Below are 19,061 nucleotides of genomic sequence, written 5' to 3' on the forward strand. Positions count from 1 at the left end.
GTCGAGAGTCAGCAATTGACGCTCTGTCTAGACGACTACTTTCCTTGGAACGCTACTTGGTACATCCCATATTGCGAAGTTATTTGAATAACTTGGCGTGTGATGCTTTGGTCGTTGCCCGCCATTCGGCATGCGCCCGGAGCACGCTTCGGAGGTCGGACCTCGTCGACGCAGGCAAATCTGAGAATCCGTCTGCGTCACCGAGCGCTTGCAGCTCTTCGCCAATTTCGGCGAAGACGCGGCCGCCGAGAAGACGTCGCGCTCGTCCTAGAGCGTGACGCCGGTTCCTCAGTACCTGTCCCGTCACGCCTTGAGCCTGGAGCCAATCCGAAAATCCGCCGTCGGTCGCCGGCACGCTTTCCCCCCTGTGTCTTGCGAGGATCAGGCGACCGATGGCCTCCGCCAGCGGCGCCGGGACCGCATTCGCAATCATCTGATCAATGTCCCGGACACGCCGAGCGGGACTCCAATCCCAATCCTCGGGGAATCCCTGCAAATGCGATGTCTGCTGCTGGCTGAGATGCGGCACCTTGTTCGCTGGCACGGGATCCAACGGCGAAGGATTCGACAGATATCCAGACGCAGGCGGCTCGCGTGATGTCCGCACCAGTGCCGGCGCCGGCTCGTCGATCGACCTTACGCCGCGACCGCCGCCGAATGGGCGAACGAATATGTATTGCCCGCCGCTCGCCCCTGGGCTTCGCGATGCGGTCCGCAGCGTGGGATCAGGTGCATCCGTCGGCCAAACCGCAGCGCATCCGTATCGGCGGGGGGGGATGTAGACCTGTCCCCCGACATCGTCGCCGAGCACGTCGCGGATCGTCGTCTGTCGTGATCGCCGTGCTGCACCGATTTCAGACGTGAGGAAGTCGTCGGCTTCCCCGAGACGTCCGACGACGATCAGCCGTCGGCGGGTTTGCGCGACACCAAGCCAGGAGGCATCGACGACGATTTCAGTCAGCCCGTATCCCGCTCTTTTGAGAATTTCCCGCGAGCGTGCCCAAGTCGCGGATTTCTGCGCCCGCGCTACATTCTCCATCAGGAACCAATGAGGCCGGGCAATCACGATCGTCATCGCGAAAGCAATCATTAACTCCGCGCGTTCGCCTTCGATTCGCGGGCCAGCGGGCGAGAAATCTTGGCACGGTGGCCCGCCAACAATGATGTCTGGCTGCAGGTCCAAGACCGTCGGGGCGAGTGTGACGACATCCCGGATGTCGGCGAGGTGAACATGGTCGCCCACATTGCGTCGATAGACATCGACCGCCGCATCCCAAAAATCGAATGCTCCGACGACATCGAATCCGACTCTACGAAGGCCTAGCGACAGGCCGCCAGCGCCGCAAAAAAGATCGACCACCCGCACCCTCTTCCCTCCTGCGAATCCTCAATCGTAGAGGGAATTCGTACCCGGAAGGCGTAACGAAAAAGTTCATTACGATTGACATGCGGTCCTTATGTTCGCGCTGCGAGGATACCCCACGCTTCGCGATATGGTTCAAGCCAGCCCGGACCGCAGCCGATCATCAACCCCTTGCGTTCAAAGTCGGGCAGGAAGCGACGAAAATCGGTGTCGTTGCGTTCTTGTCCTTTTGCTCCAGGGGCCTTCAACCAGGCTTGGTGCGATCGCTTGATTACATCAGCGACCACTTCGCTTGGCACAACGAAGCATGCTGGCGGTGACGTCAGCGATATCCCAAAATCGAGAAACGAATAGAATAGCCTCGGGGAACTGATCGACTCGTGCTTCTTGCTCATGTGCCAGCCGCCATCGCTGCCCTTATCGATGCGTGTCTTGACTTGCACGGCGCAGAGCCGGTCACCTATATCGTCCGTCACTACGATGTCGCAGTTCGGTACACCGACCGGCGCCAGTGCCGCGATGAAGCCGTGGCGCAGCAATACCGACATGACATAGTGCTCGCCGGCAGCGCCGAGGAGAGTGGATGCAGCGACCAAAATATGTCTCCTGCGGAAGGGAATGAGTCCGCTTATCATACGAGCATGCCATAAGCAGATAGCCTTTCAGGCCATGTGCAAGCTGTGGGAGCGACGATAAGGGTAAGGTCACGATGGTGTCCCCTCTGACGGGCGCAGAATGTCCCGTCCGGGCACCTTTCGGCTCCCTCCCTCTTTATGCTGCCCAAGGGTCCGTCGGCGGGGTCGCGAATGGCCTCCGGGCGATGCCCTATGGCTTATACGCTGCTGATTTCCTCGAAGACATTTGTTTCGGATGCGGAACGGCCATGTCGGCGGCTTGACGCCAAAATCCGACGGTGGGTCCAATAGAAAGACCCCCGGTCATCGTGGCTGGAACCACTCGCGGGGGTCTTTGCAAGGACAAGATCATGCTGATCCCGAGCCGCATTGCAGTCAAGCCCCGCGCCGTTAATCGGTGAGCGCGGCGCTGGGATACGCACCCAGCCAGCCGACGCCCCCTTCTAACCAAACTTGTCAACAAAATTTGCCCCGTTCTGTGAAAACATGGGCGGATGGTGCTGCGGGCTCCATAGGTCCGAGCACTATCACCTTCGCTTCCGCCGCCGAGGCCGCGCATGTCAAAAAAGTCGACCTTCGCCGCGCCCGCCGCCAAAATGCTCGCCTTGTGCGCGATGCCGAACGGTCGATCCGGGAAGCTCTCATACGCGAGGCGGCGCGCGAGATGCTCGCGTCGGGAGCCGTCGGGTCGATCTCGGACGCGTGGCACGTTGCCAGCGACGATCTCCTGAAAGCCGACCTAGCCGAGAAGGCTCGGCAGAAGTTCCCGCATGCCACTGAAGAAGGCATCCGCCGCCGCGTTGTGAAAGAGCTCGATATCCGCGACGCGATGAGGAATCGGCGCGAGGCCATCATCGACCGTCTGGTCGCCGGTTACCGTTGGGCGGGCGGCGAGGACCCCGCCACGGGGCGGGAGCGGTCGGCATTCACCTACCTAGGTCTCCGGAGCGATGAACACCCGCTTTTGAAATTGTTCGCTAGCTGCCTGCCGAAAGCCCGCCCCGCCGCGCGCAATACCGATGAAACCGTGCTGAAACAGTCACTTATGGTCGGAACCAAGGAGTTCACCAGGGCGATCGGCAGCAAGTTGCTTGGGCTCGACGAGCCCTACGTCGAAGGCCAAAAGAGCGTGAGGGGCTTTATCCGGATCGATTGTGATGGCGTCTTTGCATCGTGGGATGCGCTCCGGCTGGCGCTAATTGACGTGCTCGACAGCATCGACTTGCTGCCACACATCGTCGTCGGCGACGAACTCAGTGACGGCAGAATCGTGCGCCCGCACTTCATTTGGCTGCTCCCAGAGAAGAGCCGAGTTCGCTTCGATTCCAAGGCATTTCCAGCCCCCCAGCGCTTATACCATGCGGTCGCGCGGGCGTTGACGGCGGCCATGATCGACGTCGGTTCCGACTTGGGTGGTTTGTCGAATCCGATGCGTGTCAAAAATCCACTTTGCCCTCATTGGTCGGTCGCAATTTTGAATGAGCGCGATCCCATGACGCTACGCGACATGTTCGTTCGCTTGGAGCAGTGGATCGGCGAGGACGACATAACCATGGCCGAGCGACAGGTTGCCGTCCGAGCGCGCGCCGTCGGCATCGATGAATGCCAGAGCAATCAGTTTTTCCGCGATGCGACGGCGGCGTGTTGGGCACTCGCTCGTCAGTGGGGCGCAGACGGAGACGAACGCGGCGCGTTGACGGGCGACGACCTCGCCGAGGCGTTCGTCGCCGCGCTGGGGCACGACGCCCGCCATGCAATGCAAGGCGTTCCTCCGCGCAAGGCGATGGCGATGTTAGGTTCCGTTTGTCGGTGGGCAGCGCGGCACTTCGACCCGTCCGCCCGCCGTCGGACGGCACACCCGGGTGTCCTTCGCGGCACTCTCACCGGTCTGTCGCTTCATGACCGCCAGGCGGCTGGCGGGCGGCACGCTGCGGGCACCCGTCGGGATGCTTCCATAGACGCGATCCGGCAGGCCATAGAAGCCCTTCGTGCCGAAGGCTTGAAGATCACCAAGGCCGCCGTCGCGGATCGCGCCGGAGTCGCGTACAGAACGGTTTTGCGGCTTTGGGGCGAGGCGGCGACCGTTGTTTCTAAGGCCCCGAAAACATCTGTTAAAATGCGTACGACAGACAGTCTTAGAAAAATAGCACGGGTTTGTTCCGGCGCTCCATCATCACATCACACCACGGTTCAGGATGGTGGCTCGGACCGTGACGATGCCCCGGCAACTGTCCCGTCAGCCACAATCTTGCCTTTCCGTCCTGTCCCATCCGACTTCACCCCGCCATCATCGTCGGATGGTGCTCAATGGTGGTCTCATGCTGCCCGGCCGTCCCTCGGCGATGATGAGGATGATGAGGACGTAATCGCGTTGATCGAATATGAGTCGTGGCTGTCGTCGCAGGATCGTGCACCGTCCGAACCGCCGCCGTGGGACGACTCGTTGCCCGTTGCCGCTTAGCCCAATCCGCAACGCCGAGGATCGGGTTAACCCGATCCGATGGCGGAGAACCGAAGTCGCCCCCGCGTGGGGCGTGAGGTCCCTTGGGGGACCGCAGCCGGACCGATAGGCCCGGAGGGGGATCGGAATCCCCAAACCTTCATTTTCCCGCCATAGTCGTAAATCCAACCATTTCCGCCATTCCACCCGTTTAACGCGATTCTAAAACCGTCCTGCGAGGCCGCCAGAGGCCTTCGGCCGTTTGGCCTGTATGATTCCCTACCCAAATTTTCCCCGCTCGGGGTTCCCCATCTGGCTTCCAACGACGATGCTCCCTCGCTTCCGGGCGGGCCACGTGTCCCGCCCTGATCGGCGTACCGCCGACCGCTCCTCCCGCATAGTCGCCGGAGCCGGCCCGATGGTGACGGCCTGGTCGGCGGCTGTCTCACGCATCTTCGATGCTGGGTCCCACCCCCATGGGGGCAGGACCAAAGCCAGCCTATGCCGCCGTCGATGCCGTCAACCCCATCGCTGACCGCCTCGCTCAGCGAACGCACGACGCTCTCAGTCTCGTGATCCTTGAGAAGGGAATCCGTTCCGCAGCGGATTCGCAGTTGGTTAATTCCCATCCGAAGCACGAAATAAATGAAATTTTGAATCCGATGAGCGCGAAATAAATGAAATTGTGAATCCGATGAGCGCGAAATAAAAAAACACCGTAACGGATTCGTCGCCTCAATATACGGTTAACTTGCAGTACTAATTTCATGCACACGAAATAGATGACAAGACGACATAAGGTGTATGTCCGAAAATGCACGTTAACTATGACCACATCAACTTATCCTGAACTGTTGCGCCGACGACGTAGACGTGTTCCAATGGTTGTGTTGCTACGGTGGCAACGTGAACGGCGATGCCAGGTATTGGCGAGGCCGAGCAAAGATGGAGAGTGTAATGAGTGAGATCCAGACCGCCGACGCGGCGGACGAGATGACCGGCGGCGAAGAGCACAGCGGATGGCCTATGGACGGCGGATCGGTCGAGTCGCCGTGCTTTTGCACCCACAAGCGCGGGGGCAACTGGTGTGCGGTGTTGGCGGGTCCGAACGCGGCCAGGATGACTCGTACGTACTTGCCGCAGCGCGGTCGCATCGTCGATCTGACCACCGTCAAGGCCAACGATGTAATTGAATTCGGTGGCGACTACACCACCGGAAGTGGACGACGGGTCCCGGATCGCGAGTACTGGCACATCATCAAGATCGATTTTGATGTCGATGTGATCTTTTTCGACGAATACCCGACCCCCGCGAAGGCCCTCCGCGCGGCTCGTGAAGCCCTCCGCGCGGCTTCCGCTGTGGCGATTGCCGGCATGGCGACGCCGCTCCCCGACGACGGCGAAGAGGCTATCGTCTGACGCATGACGCCTATACCGCCCCGCTGCGGGCGGGCTTCCTCTTCAGCATCAAACGTGCCCCAGAGCGACAACCGACGCCCGCTCTGACCCTGCTCAATCGCCGCCCGATCAGCGGACGGCGACTAGGAGGGCCAGCCTCCCCGCACACAGGCGGACAACAGAACAAGGAAACCACATATGGACCGACTCTATAACTCCCGCACCGCCGAGCAGCGGGCCACGATCGATGCTCTGGTCGCGGAGGCCACGAAGGGGCAGATGAGCGAGGCCCGGCGCATCTGCGATGCCGCTGCGCGTGGTTATTTTTTCGACCCGGAGGCCGCTGATCCGAAGGCCCTCGAAATCGCCCGCGCGTTTCTCGGAAATGCCTGATCAACGGAGGGTTTGATATGAAAAGAGTTGTTGACGGCCGGATGTACGATACCGACACGGCCGATCGCGTGTGCGGCATCGATATCGGGTCGCGGTCTGATTTTCGATACGAGGATACGACGCTCTACCGGACGCAGAAGGGCGCGTTTTTTCTCGCTGGCGAGGGTGGCGCCCTGAGCCGGTGGGGGGGCCGTGTCGAAGGCGGTAAAGCCGGGGGCGGGGGCATCCGGCCGATCGATACGGCCGACGCGATGGCGTTCGCCGAGGAGGCCGAGCTCGACGCCGATCGCTTCACGACGCTCTTCGGCGATCTCATCATCGACGCGTGACACTGACCCTGCTCAATCGCCGCCCGCGATGCGGACGGCGACTAGGAGGGCCAGCCTCCCGTCATGAAACTCCCCACGGCGAACAAGACGAAAAGGACTGCAACATGACAAAAATCAATCTTGATATCAGCGACTTAATGTCCAGCGCACATAACGAAGGATACGCGCTGAAGGTCGTGTTCGCGGATGCGGCGGAGGTCTCCTTCTACCTCGCCGCTCGCTACATGACCGAGGATTCGGGCGCTGCTACCGATGCCGTCGAAGAGTTTCGCATCCAGACCGATAAAACCGGGGATGCGATCATCAACGGCGCGCTCGATCCCAATGCTGACTACGGAGAGTTTTTCACCGAGGCTTTTACGGCTGACTTTCGTGAACTCGCCGGGCGAAACCCGAGTGGTGAGGATTGGAACCTCTTTGATTCAGAAATTCGAGATTGGGTGCGGCACTATGCTGACGCCGAGGCCAAAGAGGAGGTGCGCCATGATTAACAAACTGAAATCGCTTGCAAATCAAGCTATTGGCGACAGCGGCATCATGATCGCGGTCGGGTGGCTGATCACTGAGATGATCGGCATTAGCAATGCTGTTTTCGCGGTCATTGCCGTAATCTACGCGTTCGCCGCTGCAACTAAATCCGACAAAATCGCGCTCGGCGTGGCGTTCTGTGTTGTCATCGTCGCGGCCGGCTGGATCTCGAAATCTGGTCTCCTAACCTGACCGCCAGCAGTCATCAGGCTTTTTCCTTACATCGAGTCCGGATCGGGTTGACGCTCATGCCCAAGCGCCAGCGTGTCGCCGTGCGACAGGCAGCTACCCGCCCGGATCGACGATATCGGAGGCCATGATGACCGCCACAGGCGGTCGGGAACAGGAGCAAGTTCGATGTCCTACCGCCTTCGCCGCGCCCTCGCCGCCGTTCTCTACGCCCTCGCACCCGCGATAACCCTCGCATGGTTCCTCGCGATCCTGGCGTTCGTCGCGTGGCTCGGTCACTGAGGAGGCCGCCATGCACTACCGCATCCGCGATCACTGGGCCGAAATCGCAGCCCTCCTGCCGATCCTGACGCCGATCACCACTTTGATTGCCCTTCACCTCGCGGGCGCTTTATAGCGCTCGCTCTTCTGGATATATTTCAATGAAATCAGTTGCTTGTGGACTCCTGGCATGCAGCATTTGCCCGCTCATAAAGACAGTCGCCGAGGCCGCCGCCGCGATTGCTGTGCAAATGCGGGCCGAGGGCGCGACGGATGCTGAGATCATCGACGCCGTCGAGGTCGCGGGGCTGACGATCTGCGGTCACTGCCCAGACGACGACGACATTGAGGCCGAAATCGTAGGCGATCTCGTGACTGTGAATCTCGCCCCTCGTGGACCAGTGCCCGCGTTCTACGCTCACTGAACAAGAAAGGAAGCCGGATGAAAAACAGTGACTTGAGCTTCAAAGCATTTCGCGATGGTATCGGAGGCGAGCTGCTGCGTCGCGTCTTGCCGATGATCCCGATCGACACCATCGAGACCTGGGCCGGCCTCCAGGACGCGGTCATTGCCAAACGGATAGCGTGGAACGCCGAAGGCCGCGCGGCGGACTGGTACTCCCAAGTGGTCGGAGTGCCTGAAATGCTGGAGATGGGCGACTTCCCGCGCTTTGTGGTCGCTGCCGCTCTCATGGCCGCCGGCGATGTCGATGCCGCCGAGGCAGTCGGCGGACGCCACAATGTCCTATGGAGAATTAGCTGCTTACCGCCAGAATATCGCCGTGCTTTCGCCGCCGCGATCATGAAGACAGATTGACGTGGGTCGTGACTGAAAACAAAAGGGGCGGCACAAATGAACCGCCTCTTTTCTTTATCAATTCGGCCGTGATACTCCCGGCCCCGCCGACGCCCCAGCCCCATCTCCATGGATCGGTGTTGCCGACGCCGATTTCGTGCCGCCCCCTTTGACTCCCGGTAGCCCTCCGCGACCCATGCCGCCGAGCCGCCCGCCGATCGCACCCATGATCACCGCGCCGCCCTCGCCCTCACGCCAGGACGATATCTGCAATCCGAGCCACTGCCCGACGCGTTCTGGAGCGGTCAGGATCGACCGGAAAATGAAATGGAACGCGACAAATTGGACCACGACGACAAGTATTCCATAGACCAAAACACCTGATACCCCGAGCGTATAACCGACTATCGCTGCGTCAGAGGCGAATGAAAAAGAGTATTTCAGAAAATTCAGTCCAACAATGCTGACGGATATTGCCGCTACATATGCCACCACGATGATCGCCGGGCGGAGTAAAATCGAGATGAACAGCGATCCATATCCATATACCTGTGCGCGATCGACGAAGCTCCCACCATCAAGCCTCAGATGCCCGAACGCCCAGACAAGGACCGCGATCGAAGCGACTAGTTGCTCTAAGCCCCATGTGAGATATGCGAAAGTAACATAAATCCATGGAATCATTGGGTTAATATATTGCAGCATGACCCCGGCACCATATGCTGCCGCGATCGCAGGCCATCCCGCGCGCATCAGAAAATCGAACACCGAGCCCGCCGCAGACCCGAAAAAGTGTGCACCTCCCGACGCCGCCGCTCCGACCCCAAACGCCGTTTCTGACGCCACCAGTAAGTGATTTCCGGTATTCATGAGATCTGAAATCGGATCTGCCGAAAACCCGTTATACTGTGTAAAATAGTCTTTGAGCGGCTGAGTAATGCTTTGAGTTATTTTCGAGAACGTTGATTCCGCATCGTCATCAGCCTGCGTCCGGAGATCATCAGCCTCCAACCTGACATCCTCGCCTTCCACAAGTATTTGATTGTCAATGAGTCTCAGCGCCTCTCCGATGCTCGATCCATATAGCCCCCATGCGGCCGAATCGGGTCGGGTTATCGTCGGCTTTTCAGCCGCCGCCGACGCCGCCGCCAGATTCAACGTGCCGAGTATGCGATAGTATCCGCCAACGCAGGGCCAGCCGCATGCTCTGACATGCTCAACGAGTTTTTCCCTGAGCCCCGTGTCCGATGCTGTTGCCGTCGACCGCGCGGCGAGTGAAATCGTGCGGTCATAATCACTAGCAATATCGTTAAGACGCACAACGAGCCGGCCAACTAAAGCGCCGCTGTTTCGCCACGACGCGACGATCGATTTATTCAGTGTGTCGGTGTCTCCCGATGACCTCGGAGAAGAGCCGGGCGCGTCAAACACGGGTGCAATCGACTCTCCGATGCTCATATCTCGGATGGCCGTTACCGCAGCCGCAACCGCCTGCCTCCGCGTCGTTCCGAAATCTCCGAAATTTTCAGGGTTCGAAACTGTCAAGGAGCCGCACGCCGGACCATAGTCCCATGCGTATCCGCTGACTCGCCCTGCCTCCGTGACCTCGTTGGTCCACCAACTCCGCCGTTCACCGCTCTGGATCGCTATCCCAGATGCGGCCGGAATCCGCGCCGCTGGAGTGGTCTCCTCCCCGAGCGTCCGCCCAGCCCGCAATCGCACGGCCAAGCAGACCTCGGCGCGCACCAACCCATAAACGAGCGATTGCCCGGAGCCTGAAATCGGTAACGATGAATTGCCTGAAACCGTTGCGTTTTCAACATATTGCAGAGCGACCGCGTTTCCCAGATTGGCGCTAATCGTTGCCACTTCTTTGACAAGATAGTGGACGCCGGAGAGACCTACCGCGCTGATCGGAACGAGCATTCCGAATCCGATGACGGGTCGGAGCGCCATCCAAGCGCCGGACGATGAATCCGATATCGGCCGTCCGGTTCTCGCAGCGCCCACGATCTCGCTGAGGATGCCATAGCCCATCCACAGAGCGCCGATGATCACCAGGCCGGATGCAATGATTCCGAGCAGCGCAGATACCGACGATGCCTCCGTGGCCGTGCCGAAAATCGCATCGATCATCCGACCTGACCAGTCCGATGCGGGGAGCGATCTGAATAGGTCCGGAGCGGCGGTTATGTCGATCGAGCTCATTGTCCCGGCTCCCCGATCGCGAGCGACGAGCCATCGAAGAGCCGCTTGTCGCGATCGGCGACATGTCGGCCGAGGATTCCGCGCACCGTCGATCCGTCGATTTCCCCCGCCCGCATCGCCGCCAAAACAGCTCCGCCGATGATGATTTTCCGGCGAGAGTCGTCGGCCCGCTTCGCCGATTTCAATGCGGTTTCGGTGTGAGCCAGGCGGCTTTCGAGTTCGGCCTTTCGCTGTTTCAGCGCCGACAAATCGACCATGTAATCCCTCCAAAGTTGCCTTTCCGTTTGAGATTATAATTCACCTGATATTGCGCCGGCACAAGTACGGTAGGAAGATGAAACCCATGAAGACATTCCTGAAAGGCGCGCTTAAGCGTCACAAGTGACGCAGCTTGCCTGTCTGGAGACTTCTGGAGGTGGATTACATGTTCGGACGGCGCTTAAACTCTACATTCGGCGCGAGTGATACGGCCGGAGTCCGTTTTCAAGGCCGTTTTATACTCGAAAACCCGTGCATTGATTTCGCCCCTGAATTTGAGCCGACGCTTAAGTGCCCCGATGTTTTCCCCGCAGTCGAAAACCGTTCCGACTGCCCCTCGAACAACGGATTTTCGAGGTCTCAGGACCTCTCGAATCCGTCATCGGCTATCATGGACCGACGCTTAAGAGCCCGCCCATGACATCGCTCCCCGCATCCGAAGCCCTGTTTCACCTCAGTGCAAAAGTGATTCAGCGGTCGAAAGGCCGTAGCACCACGGCCGCCGCCGCATACCGTTCCGCGAGCGTGATCGTCGACTCCCGGACCGGCAAGGAATTCGATTTCAGCCGCAAGCGCCATGTCGTCGAGAGTTTCGTCCTTGCCCCCGAAAACGCTCCCGCGTGGTCCTTGGATCGCGCGGAACTCTGGAATCGGGTTGAGGCGGCCGAGCGTCGTCGCGATGCCGTCTGCGCCCGCGAAGTCGAACTGAGCATCCCTCGCGACCTCCCTCGCGAGGGATGGCGTGAATTCGTCGAGGCCGTTGTCGCGCCGTATATCGATGCCGGTGCCGTCGCCGATGTTGCCATCCATTGTCCCCGTGCCGCTGACGGCCAGGAACAGCCCCACGCCCACATTATGCTCACCCCGAGGCGGCTCGATTCCGCGACCGAAACCGGATTCGCGGCGACCCGGAACGCTGACCTTGCCCGCTTATTCGAATCCGGCGGCCGGCAGGGCGGTGAGCGTGGCCAGGCGCTCAAAATCGAACGGTCCCGTGTGGCCGACATCGTCAACGGCCTTCTCCGCGATGCCGGTTCTCAACGCCGTGCCGATGCTCGGAGCTACGCCGCGCGCAACGACCCACGCGAGCCCGAACCGCAAATCGGCGAGCGTCGAATGGCGTCGGTTCGCCGCCGACGGCTGCATGATCGGCGGACGGCCGCTGTTGGTGCCATGCGTCAACATCGAGAAACATTGTCAGAACTACAAAAAACGGAGGGTGAAATGTCCCAGATGAAACGAGGATTCCCACGGCTCTCGTCGTCGGAGGCGAAGACAGACTACAAGACGGGCCTACTCCGCCAGCGATTCCCCGACTTCGATCCGTTGCCCTTCGCAGCCGACATCAACCTTGTTGATGTTCGCCGCCGCGATCGCACCCGCATCCAGACTAGTGATGGAGGCTGGGTCGAGGTGCGTGGCAGCCGGGTCTCCGTTTGGGGGCCGACCGGATCGGCGACGATGCTCGCCAGTGCACTTTCCGAAACCGTCATCGGGTCCAGGGGTGTCGTCACTCATCTCGAAAAAACCGCCGCTGTCGGGCGCCGAGACGGTCGCCCGGTGCCCCTCACCGAATTCGCCGTTACCACCCTCGCGGATGCATGGCGAGAGAGAGGCTACCACGACGTTACCGAGGGTCCCGACGGGGCTTGGATCGCGGTCGGCGAGAGTCGTCTCCGTGATATCGGCGACTATGTAGCCGTCCATGGCGCTCTCAGCGACGAGGCCGTTCGTGCCCTTGTAGAAAAAGCGGCGGACGAATGGGGCGGGCAGCTTGAATCGCACGGTCCAGAAAAATTCCGCGAAAATCTCTGGCTCGAAGCGCAGCGTCAGGGCGTGACCGTCATCGGCTACACCGCATCCGACGACCTCAGACAAAAATGGGAAGCCGAGGTTGCTCAAAAGCAGGCCGACGAACAGGTCCTCGCTGGCGTCCGTCGGGTCGCGTCCGAGGCCGATCTCCTGATCGCCGCCGCCACAGGCGACCTCGAATCCGTCGAAAAGCTCGATCCGGATTTGAAAAAATTCGTCAGCTCATATCTCGACGACAACCAGCGAGCCGAACTCGCTAAACAGCGTCCGCTCGACATCGTCGCCGAGCTGGATAACTGGCGCGCTAAAGGCAGTGCCGAAGCCGATCACGATCCCGATGCCCTTGGCTCGATCGCCAAACCAACCGTCGAAGCCCCGACGCCGGACGAACAGCGGCCGACGTGATCCGTATTTCGTTCGTCACGAAAACAATGGTTGAACTGCAAAAAATGGAGGAAGAAATGACACAATTTGACATGGACTGGTATGAGAGCGAAGAAGAGTTTCTTGCCAATGTCAAGGAACTCTCAAAAGACGCCGATTTGCTCGTCAACGCCGCAAGAGGCAACCAGGAGGCCTTTAAAAAACTGGATGTAGGATTGCAGGCATTCGTTGGCTCGTATCTCGACGACAAGCAGCGTGCCAAACTCGCGCAGATGCAACCGATTGATATCGTTGATGATATCGAATATTGGGGTAAAGTCGGGCGGGAGGAGCTTCAGAACATTTACGATGCCCGCGACGAGGGATTCGATGTTCCATTCCCGAGTGTTTCCGCCCCCACCCCCGCGCCGGACCAGGCGTGGAGGCCGAAATGAAAAACGCTCGGGCCAGCGACGACATGGTGCGGATCTACGTCGGCCGCCGCGCGAGCGGTCGGCCCGTTCCCGGCTGGGAAAAGGCGGTTTTGTTTCTCCCCGGCAACTGGATCGGCTGGACGACGATCACCGAGACCGAGGCAAAACAGGCCGATCCCGATGAACTCGTTCGATGCCGTCGAACGCCGGCGCAGCGCTGGGACGACTGGTTAGGTCCGAATATGACCGTGGCCGACGACATCGAGCTGCAGGCGTTTTTCGCAACCGTTCCTGACGACGAATGGCCTCGGCTGGCCATCGCCGTTCGTCGTTCGCAGCGACAGGCCGCCGCCGCATGGCATGCTGCGGGTGCCCGCCTGATCGCCGCCGCGACCCGAAACCGACGCGGCCCCGCTTCCCCCGCATCGAGCCTGTTCCGGGAGCGTGGCACCGGACGGCGATCATTGCTCAAACTGATCACGCCGGATCGCTCGACATCCGGCCCGAAACCCGCAGCAACTCAGAAATCGAGTCCGACATGCGCATCATCATTGCCGCTCTCATCGCCATCGGATTCGCAACTCTGATTTCGGCCGCCTCTGCGACCGCGAATACGGATTCGGCAATCTACATCTGGCGATATCGAGCCGTCATCATCCCGTCGTCGCAGCCATCGGATGATGACGGTGGAACTGGGACGATGGGCGATTGAATTTTAAGGGTGAACATCCGGTTGTATGTATATTTGCGGCTGTAATTTCACTAAAGAGCGCTACTCATAGATACATTCAAAAAATGGGTGGCTTCGATGCTCGATGCGTTCGATTGTGCAATCAGCGCGTGGTCTTCGGCAAAGCCGAACGATGTCCAATCGGTTTTCGGTCTCTTCGACCGATGCGAGCGGATTGCCGACTCCTCGACGAACATAACAGTCTACAATGTTGCGGAGTCTGACCCCTACGATTTTCGTCTTGAAGCCCGGCGTCATAATGTCGATATGCGGGCGAAATGGACACGCCTCGGCGAGTACGCCGACGCGACCTACGTGCAGTCCTCGCTAGTGCCGTTTTATCTCGACGCCCGTGAGAGTGCGGCTCCGGCAATGGATACCGTCCGGACGAGAATCCAGGATGTTTTCGCAGTCTACGACCGCTTGCTACTGCCATGTGGCGGCAACAAGAAACGGGCTGAATTCCTGCTGTCCTTCACGAAGACTCGGCTGGTCATCCCGCTTTCGCCACGGTTTCAACCGCTCTCGGGCGAGGACTCGACGGTTCTGTCTTTGCTCGCCCAAGGCCATTCCCGGAACGCCATCGCCGCCCATCTCCGGCTATCCATGCGGACGATCGATGCCATCTTCGATCGGCTATCCGAACGGTTCGGAGCCGCGACCGAGGCGCAACTTATTGCCATGGCAATTGCCCAGGAAATCGTTCGCGAAGCATAGGGGGCGCCGGTGCCGAATGCAAAAAAGCGGTCCAAACGGGCCGCTCTTTTTTACCCCTCAAGGGGAATGAAAACTTGAGGCCATTGAGCTTGGCTCTGGCTTTATTCTAACCCCTCGTGGGGGACCGAAACAGTCTATGTCGTCATCGACATAATCAGCGTGCCATCGCCTTTCACTCGTTCATATTGGTAGTATTACCAACCCCTGCCCGTCACCATAACTCGTCATGGGCATGCCCGATTTTCGGCGTTGACGAGGCGGTTTCCGGGCGGCAATGTATACCAAAATGTATACCGTTGACGCCTCATCGCACCCTAAAAACAGTATATTTCGGTTGTCAGTCAACGACTTGTAGTAATTGATGGTACGTCGTCCCGTAGGCCGTACCACCCAACACTTCTCCCTAAATTCAAATTGTTGCGGCGAAGCGAAGTTGCGGTGCCGTGAAGTGTCACCTGGTTCCTTTGATTCCTTCTCGGCAAAGGTCCGGATGATCGGCGGCACTCTGCGCGTTCGATGAAGACAGCCGCCGCCGTTCCTTTGAATGGGGAATAAAGGGCGCGCTTCGCCGACGACTGGATCAAGAACGCCAAGCAGTGGATGACGTTTGCCCGCCACCGCGACGAACCTCTTTGACGTGCTCCGATTGAGCCCGGAAGGCGGCGCGTAAAGTGGGCAACGCAAGGCGCGGATCCAGCTTGCCGCACATGAACACGTCGACCGCCGCGTAGGCAGCCTCGGGCCACGTGTGGATGCTGATGTGAGATTCGGCCAGTAGCGCGACGCCCGTGATTCCCGCGCCCTCACCAAACGAGTGCAGTCGCACGTCAAGGATGGTGGCCCCGCAGGAACTGGCCGCCCGACGCAACGCATCATCTATGACTGTGATGCTATCGAGATTGGAAGCTTCATAGAAGTCGACCAGCAGATGCCACCCGACCGCCGCAGAGCCACTGACAACGGCAGCTTCCAGGGCGCTGTCAGAGTTCACTTTCATGATCTACTTCCAGCAGCGTAAGGATATGCTCTGCAGCATGAACACCACGCGTATAGGCTTCCTCAAAAATGGAAATACCGCTGAGATCCGAATGAGCGAACGCCACGCGGCCAAGCGGCTGCTGCGCACGTTTCCGAGCGTCTCCCCAAATGAAACCGGGTACCGGTCTGATCATCGCATGTCCCCAAATGCAAACGTCGATCGAGCGAATGTGCCCAGACAGTTCGGGATGAATGGAGATGAGGTCGTCTGCGAAAAGGTGCTGCCATTCATCCAGATTACGTCCGAGAGCCTCCTGCCTAGCGTCGGCAGGAGTCGCGTGGCTGAGGGGCCAGTAGGCCGTCAGCACCGTAGAGAGTGGCTTTGCGTCAAGTTGCTGGTTGGTGGCGACAACATAGCCCAATGTCCGACCGTCAAAAGCAACGTTGTCCCAACTGAGAGCAGCCCCATTTCCTTCGGGCATTCTATCAACCGTGATGTTGGCGACCACCCACGGCGCATACGAGAAGGCGCCGGCATCCTTAGCTGTCTCGGGCAGCAACCGGCTGGTCACAAAGCGAGGGGTCGCCAAAACTGCGGCTTCCGCCCTGATCAGTCTCATGACCCGCTCATTGGCGTCCCATACGTAGAGATTGACCTCCGTATCCGAAGTCACGACCTGTGTCGTCAGCCATCGGGTACGGATGCATGACCCAAGTGGCGCGGCCATTCTCTCCACCAACCAGCCATTGCCCTGCGGCCAAGTCACCACATCGTCGCTTTCGGCATTGGCCGACCGCCCGTTGCGAGATGCGAAATAGTGGACACCTGCCCATGCGGATGTCTCATTATAGGTCGTGCCATAATCGTCACGGCAGGCGTAGTTGACATACCAACGCAGCAGCTGGGACGTGAATCCCTGACTGTCCATCCAGCTCGCCATGGTCATGAGGTCAAGCTCCCGCCAAACCGGATCGACGGAGCTCTCATCGATCGGAATCGCAAATAAACGGCGCCCGTCGGAGCCACGGCGCTCCTTGAGTTCATTCATCAAGGCGAAGAAACGCCGATATTGCGCTTCATCTTCCGGCGTCGCCCCAATGGCCGGCACCATCCCTTCCTGCCAGCGTCCGAAACGTAACAGGCGCTCCTTGGGTTCAAAGCCAAGCATATACTCGTCGTAGATCGGCTGTCCTCGGGCATCCGCTCCAACGATCACGCCAAGCTCCTCAAACAGCCGGCGCACGGCCCGCGCTTCTTGTGTCAGAATCGGCACATAGTGGGCCCCCAGCGGATAAGCGGATACCTCATTGGCGCCACCGCGCGAATTGCCACCAAGCCCCTCTTCAAGATCAAGGAGAAGGATGTCGTTGACGCCCGCTTTAAACAAGCGCCGCGCCGCGCCAAGGCCCGCCACCCCGCCCCCAACAACCACCACTCGCGTGTAGAGTTCGTTGGATGCGTGAGGCAGCTCGGCCTGACGCAGCAGATGACCAAGGTCGCGGGAGGCACCAACCATTCGGCCGGGGTAAACTGGCGGTCTGCGGGCTTGCCACCGGGCACCAAGTGCACCGAGCGACAGAGCGCCCGCAGCGCTCGCAATCAGACCGCCATTGATGAACTGTCCCCTTGTCAGCTTCATGGTCGCTGTGCCGCCTAGGGTCAATAAATCAAGTACTTCGACCATTCCTCGTCGAAGTACCTAATGAGCGCCTGATCGTCGAGCCGCTGGATCTTGGTGTCGACTCGCGCCATGTCGGGCGGAAAGTGAAACATCTCGTTCGCTGTCTCGACATCCACATATCGCAGCCCGGCCGGATAAGCGGTCGGCCTGACGTACGGTTTGTTGACAGCGATCGTGAACCCCCATTCGCCGAAAGACGGCACGAAGGTATGGTAGGCAGCAGTCTGGAATCCCGCAGCCTCTAGGGTGTTGGTTATACACCAAAATGACTTTCGGGCCACCAACGGCGAGGTGCTCTGCACTACGATGATGGAGTTGGCACTCGTCACAGTTCTCAGCAGCTTGTAGAAGGTCAGGGAGTAAAGCTTGCCAATGGAAAAATTCGATGGATCGGGAACATCGATCAGGATCACATCGTAGGTCGTGGTCTTTCCCAAATCTCTCTCTTCTTTAAGCCAGGTGAACGCATCTTTATTGATTACCTTCAGCTTATCCGACAACAATGCTCGTTCGTTGAGGTTGGTGAGCAATGCATTGGTCGAGAACAACCGCGTCATCTCGGGATCGAGATCCACCATCGTAACCCTGTTGATGGAGGGGTACTTGAGAACCTCGCGCAGAGCGAGACCATCGCCTCCACCAATGATTAGAATATCTCTGGGTAGCGGATGAGCCGACAGGGCAGGATGCACCAGTGCTTCGTGATAACGATACTCATCCACTGAAGAGAACTGAAGATTTGCGTTGAGAAACAGACGCAGGTCACCCGATTGCTGAGTAATGACGATGCGCTGGTAAGGTGTTGATTCTGCAAAGATAACTTTGCCTGAATAGGTGCTGGTCTCCGCAAAAGTCAGTATGCGCTCAGAATAGACGAACCCCGCCAACAGCCCGACTAATACCGCCACGGCCATGATCAGATGCAATATGTAACCCGGAATGCGCTCTCTTTGCGCCACCAACATCCAAACCGCGACGAGCGTATTTCCGGCTCCAAAGGCGAATGCGGTGCGTACCAGCCCCATGTATGGAATGAGCACCAGCGGAAACAGCACCGAAGCGAATAGCGCCCCTACATAGTCCAGGGAGAAAACCTTGGAGACCAAGTCTCTGAATTCGTAGCGATCCTGAAGAATGCGCAGCAGCAGCGGTATCTCGAGCCCGACAAGAATGCCGATAGTCGTTACGACAAAATAGAGAAGGAAGTGAAACGAATGAACATGCTCGAAAAGCACGAAGAGCAGCGCCGCCGAAGAGCCGCCGATCAACCCAATCAAGATCTCCACCTGCACGAAGACCCCGAGCAGGTTCCTGTGCACATAGCGGGAAAGCCATGAGCCGATGCCCATTGCGAACAGGTAGCATCCGATGATGGTCGAAAACTGCGTAACGGAGTCACCAAGCAGATAACTGGCCAGTGTCCCAGCAATCAACTCATAGATCAGGCCACATGTAGCAATGACGAAGACGGAAACTAGGAGAAGTGGAGCCAAGACGAACAGAACCTTGCTTGCCAGCGATGACCAGACGATCCGAGGAAACTTGTC

19 protein-coding genes are annotated in these 19,061 nt (G+C 59.1%); 12 read left to right on the forward strand and 7 right to left on the reverse strand.

The window, feature by feature from the left end:
- Window positions 1-79: 79 nt before the first annotated feature.
- Window positions 80-1,360 (reverse strand): DNA cytosine methyltransferase, encoded by a 1,281-nt coding sequence (locus QQZ18_RS02050; protein ID WP_284537595.1) that lies wholly within the window; start codon window positions 1,358-1,360, stop codon window positions 80-82.
- A 95-nt stretch (window positions 1,361-1,455) separates the two neighbouring features.
- Entirely contained in the window at window positions 1,456-1,959 is a 504-nt protein-coding gene (locus QQZ18_RS02055; protein ID WP_284537596.1) for a hypothetical protein, read from the reverse strand.
- Window positions 1,960-2,476: 517 nt separating this feature from the next.
- Here QQZ18_RS02055 and QQZ18_RS02060 point away from each other — a divergent pair.
- The 8 genes from QQZ18_RS02060 to QQZ18_RS02095 all read left to right on the forward strand — a co-directional run bounded on the left by QQZ18_RS02060 (window position 2,477) and on the right by QQZ18_RS02095 (window position 8,353).
- Window positions 2,477-4,459: a hypothetical protein gene (locus QQZ18_RS02060; protein WP_284537597.1), complete on the forward strand. Its 1,983-nt coding sequence runs from the start codon at window positions 2,477-2,479 to the stop codon at window positions 4,457-4,459.
- Window positions 4,460-5,395: 936 nt separating this feature from the next.
- Window positions 5,396-5,857: a hypothetical protein gene (locus QQZ18_RS02065; RefSeq protein WP_284537598.1), complete on the forward strand. Its 462-nt coding sequence runs from the start codon at window positions 5,396-5,398 to the stop codon at window positions 5,855-5,857.
- A 177-nt stretch (window positions 5,858-6,034) separates the two neighbouring features.
- On the forward strand, window positions 6,035-6,229 hold the full coding sequence (locus tag QQZ18_RS02070) for a hypothetical protein (RefSeq protein ID WP_284537599.1): 195 nt from the start codon (window positions 6,035-6,037) through the stop codon (window positions 6,227-6,229).
- Window positions 6,230-6,270: 41 nt separating this feature from the next.
- Window positions 6,271-6,558 carry a hypothetical protein gene (locus QQZ18_RS02075; protein WP_284537600.1) on the forward strand — a complete coding sequence of 96 codons (288 nt, stop codon included), beginning with the start codon at window positions 6,271-6,273 and terminating at the stop codon, window positions 6,556-6,558.
- 104 nt (window positions 6,559-6,662) lie between these two features.
- On the forward strand, window positions 6,663-7,049 hold the full coding sequence (locus QQZ18_RS02080) for a hypothetical protein (RefSeq protein ID WP_284537601.1): 387 nt from the start codon (window positions 6,663-6,665) through the stop codon (window positions 7,047-7,049).
- A complete protein-coding gene (locus QQZ18_RS02085) occupies window positions 7,042-7,278 on the forward strand; it encodes a hypothetical protein (protein ID WP_284537602.1) in 237 nt (78 codons plus the stop codon). The genes QQZ18_RS02080 and QQZ18_RS02085 overlap by 8 nt, the downstream gene beginning before the upstream one ends.
- A 419-nt stretch (window positions 7,279-7,697) precedes the next feature.
- Window positions 7,698-7,961 (forward strand): hypothetical protein, encoded by a 264-nt coding sequence (locus QQZ18_RS02090; protein ID WP_284537603.1) that lies wholly within the window; start codon window positions 7,698-7,700, stop codon window positions 7,959-7,961.
- A gap of 17 nt (window positions 7,962-7,978) precedes the next feature.
- Entirely contained in the window at window positions 7,979-8,353 is a 375-nt protein-coding gene (locus tag QQZ18_RS02095; RefSeq protein WP_284537604.1) for a hypothetical protein, read from the forward strand.
- A gap of 57 nt (window positions 8,354-8,410) precedes the next feature.
- Here the strand turns inward: QQZ18_RS02095 and QQZ18_RS02100 are convergent, their stop codons facing one another.
- Complete coding sequence (locus tag QQZ18_RS02100; RefSeq protein WP_284537605.1) at window positions 8,411-10,540, reverse strand: DotA/TraY family protein; 2,130 nt, start codon at window positions 10,538-10,540, stop codon at window positions 8,411-8,413.
- Complete coding sequence (locus QQZ18_RS02105) at window positions 10,537-10,797, reverse strand: hypothetical protein (protein ID WP_284537606.1); 261 nt, start codon at window positions 10,795-10,797, stop codon at window positions 10,537-10,539. Before QQZ18_RS02105 ends, QQZ18_RS02100 begins: the two co-directional genes overlap by 4 nt.
- 418 nt (window positions 10,798-11,215) lie before the next feature.
- Between QQZ18_RS02105 and QQZ18_RS02110 the strand changes: the two genes are divergently transcribed.
- The 4 genes from QQZ18_RS02110 (at window position 11,216) to QQZ18_RS02125 (ending at window position 14,854) form a co-directional block, all read left to right on the forward strand.
- Entirely contained in the window at window positions 11,216-13,015 is a 1,800-nt protein-coding gene (locus QQZ18_RS02110) for a MobA/MobL family protein (RefSeq protein WP_284537607.1), read from the forward strand.
- Window positions 13,012-13,428: a hypothetical protein gene (locus QQZ18_RS02115; RefSeq protein ID WP_284537608.1), complete on the forward strand. Its 417-nt coding sequence runs from the start codon at window positions 13,012-13,014 to the stop codon at window positions 13,426-13,428. The genes QQZ18_RS02110 and QQZ18_RS02115 overlap by 4 nt, the downstream gene beginning before the upstream one ends.
- Window positions 13,425-13,994, forward strand: a complete 570-nt coding sequence (locus tag QQZ18_RS02120) for a hypothetical protein (RefSeq protein ID WP_284537609.1) — start codon at window positions 13,425-13,427, stop codon at window positions 13,992-13,994. The genes QQZ18_RS02115 and QQZ18_RS02120 overlap by 4 nt, the downstream gene beginning before the upstream one ends.
- A gap of 221 nt (window positions 13,995-14,215) precedes the next feature.
- Window positions 14,216-14,854, forward strand: a complete 639-nt coding sequence (locus tag QQZ18_RS02125) for a helix-turn-helix transcriptional regulator (RefSeq protein WP_284537610.1) — start codon at window positions 14,216-14,218, stop codon at window positions 14,852-14,854.
- 580 nt (window positions 14,855-15,434) lie between these two features.
- Here QQZ18_RS02125 and speD read toward each other — a convergent pair.
- The 3 genes from speD to QQZ18_RS02140 are packed head-to-tail and all read right to left on the reverse strand — an operon-like array spanning window position 15,435 to window position 19,007.
- The gene (gene speD, locus QQZ18_RS02130; protein WP_284537611.1) at window positions 15,435-15,851 is read right to left on the reverse strand and encodes an adenosylmethionine decarboxylase; all 417 of its coding nucleotides are present in this window, start codon (window positions 15,849-15,851) and stop codon (window positions 15,435-15,437) included.
- Entirely contained in the window at window positions 15,835-17,517 is a 1,683-nt protein-coding gene (locus tag QQZ18_RS02135) for an FAD-dependent oxidoreductase (RefSeq protein WP_284537612.1), read from the reverse strand. The genes speD and QQZ18_RS02135 overlap by 17 nt, the downstream gene beginning before the upstream one ends.
- Window positions 17,493-19,007 (reverse strand): polyamine aminopropyltransferase, encoded by a 1,515-nt coding sequence (locus QQZ18_RS02140; RefSeq protein ID WP_284537613.1) that lies wholly within the window; start codon window positions 19,005-19,007, stop codon window positions 17,493-17,495. The genes QQZ18_RS02135 and QQZ18_RS02140 overlap by 25 nt, the downstream gene beginning before the upstream one ends.
- Between the last annotated feature and the right edge of the window lie 54 nt (window positions 19,008-19,061).

Origin of the sequence: Pleomorphomonas sp. T1.2MG-36, assembly GCF_950100655.1 — a bacterium.
Taxonomy (GTDB): domain Bacteria; phylum Pseudomonadota; class Alphaproteobacteria; order Rhizobiales; family Pleomorphomonadaceae; genus Pleomorphomonas.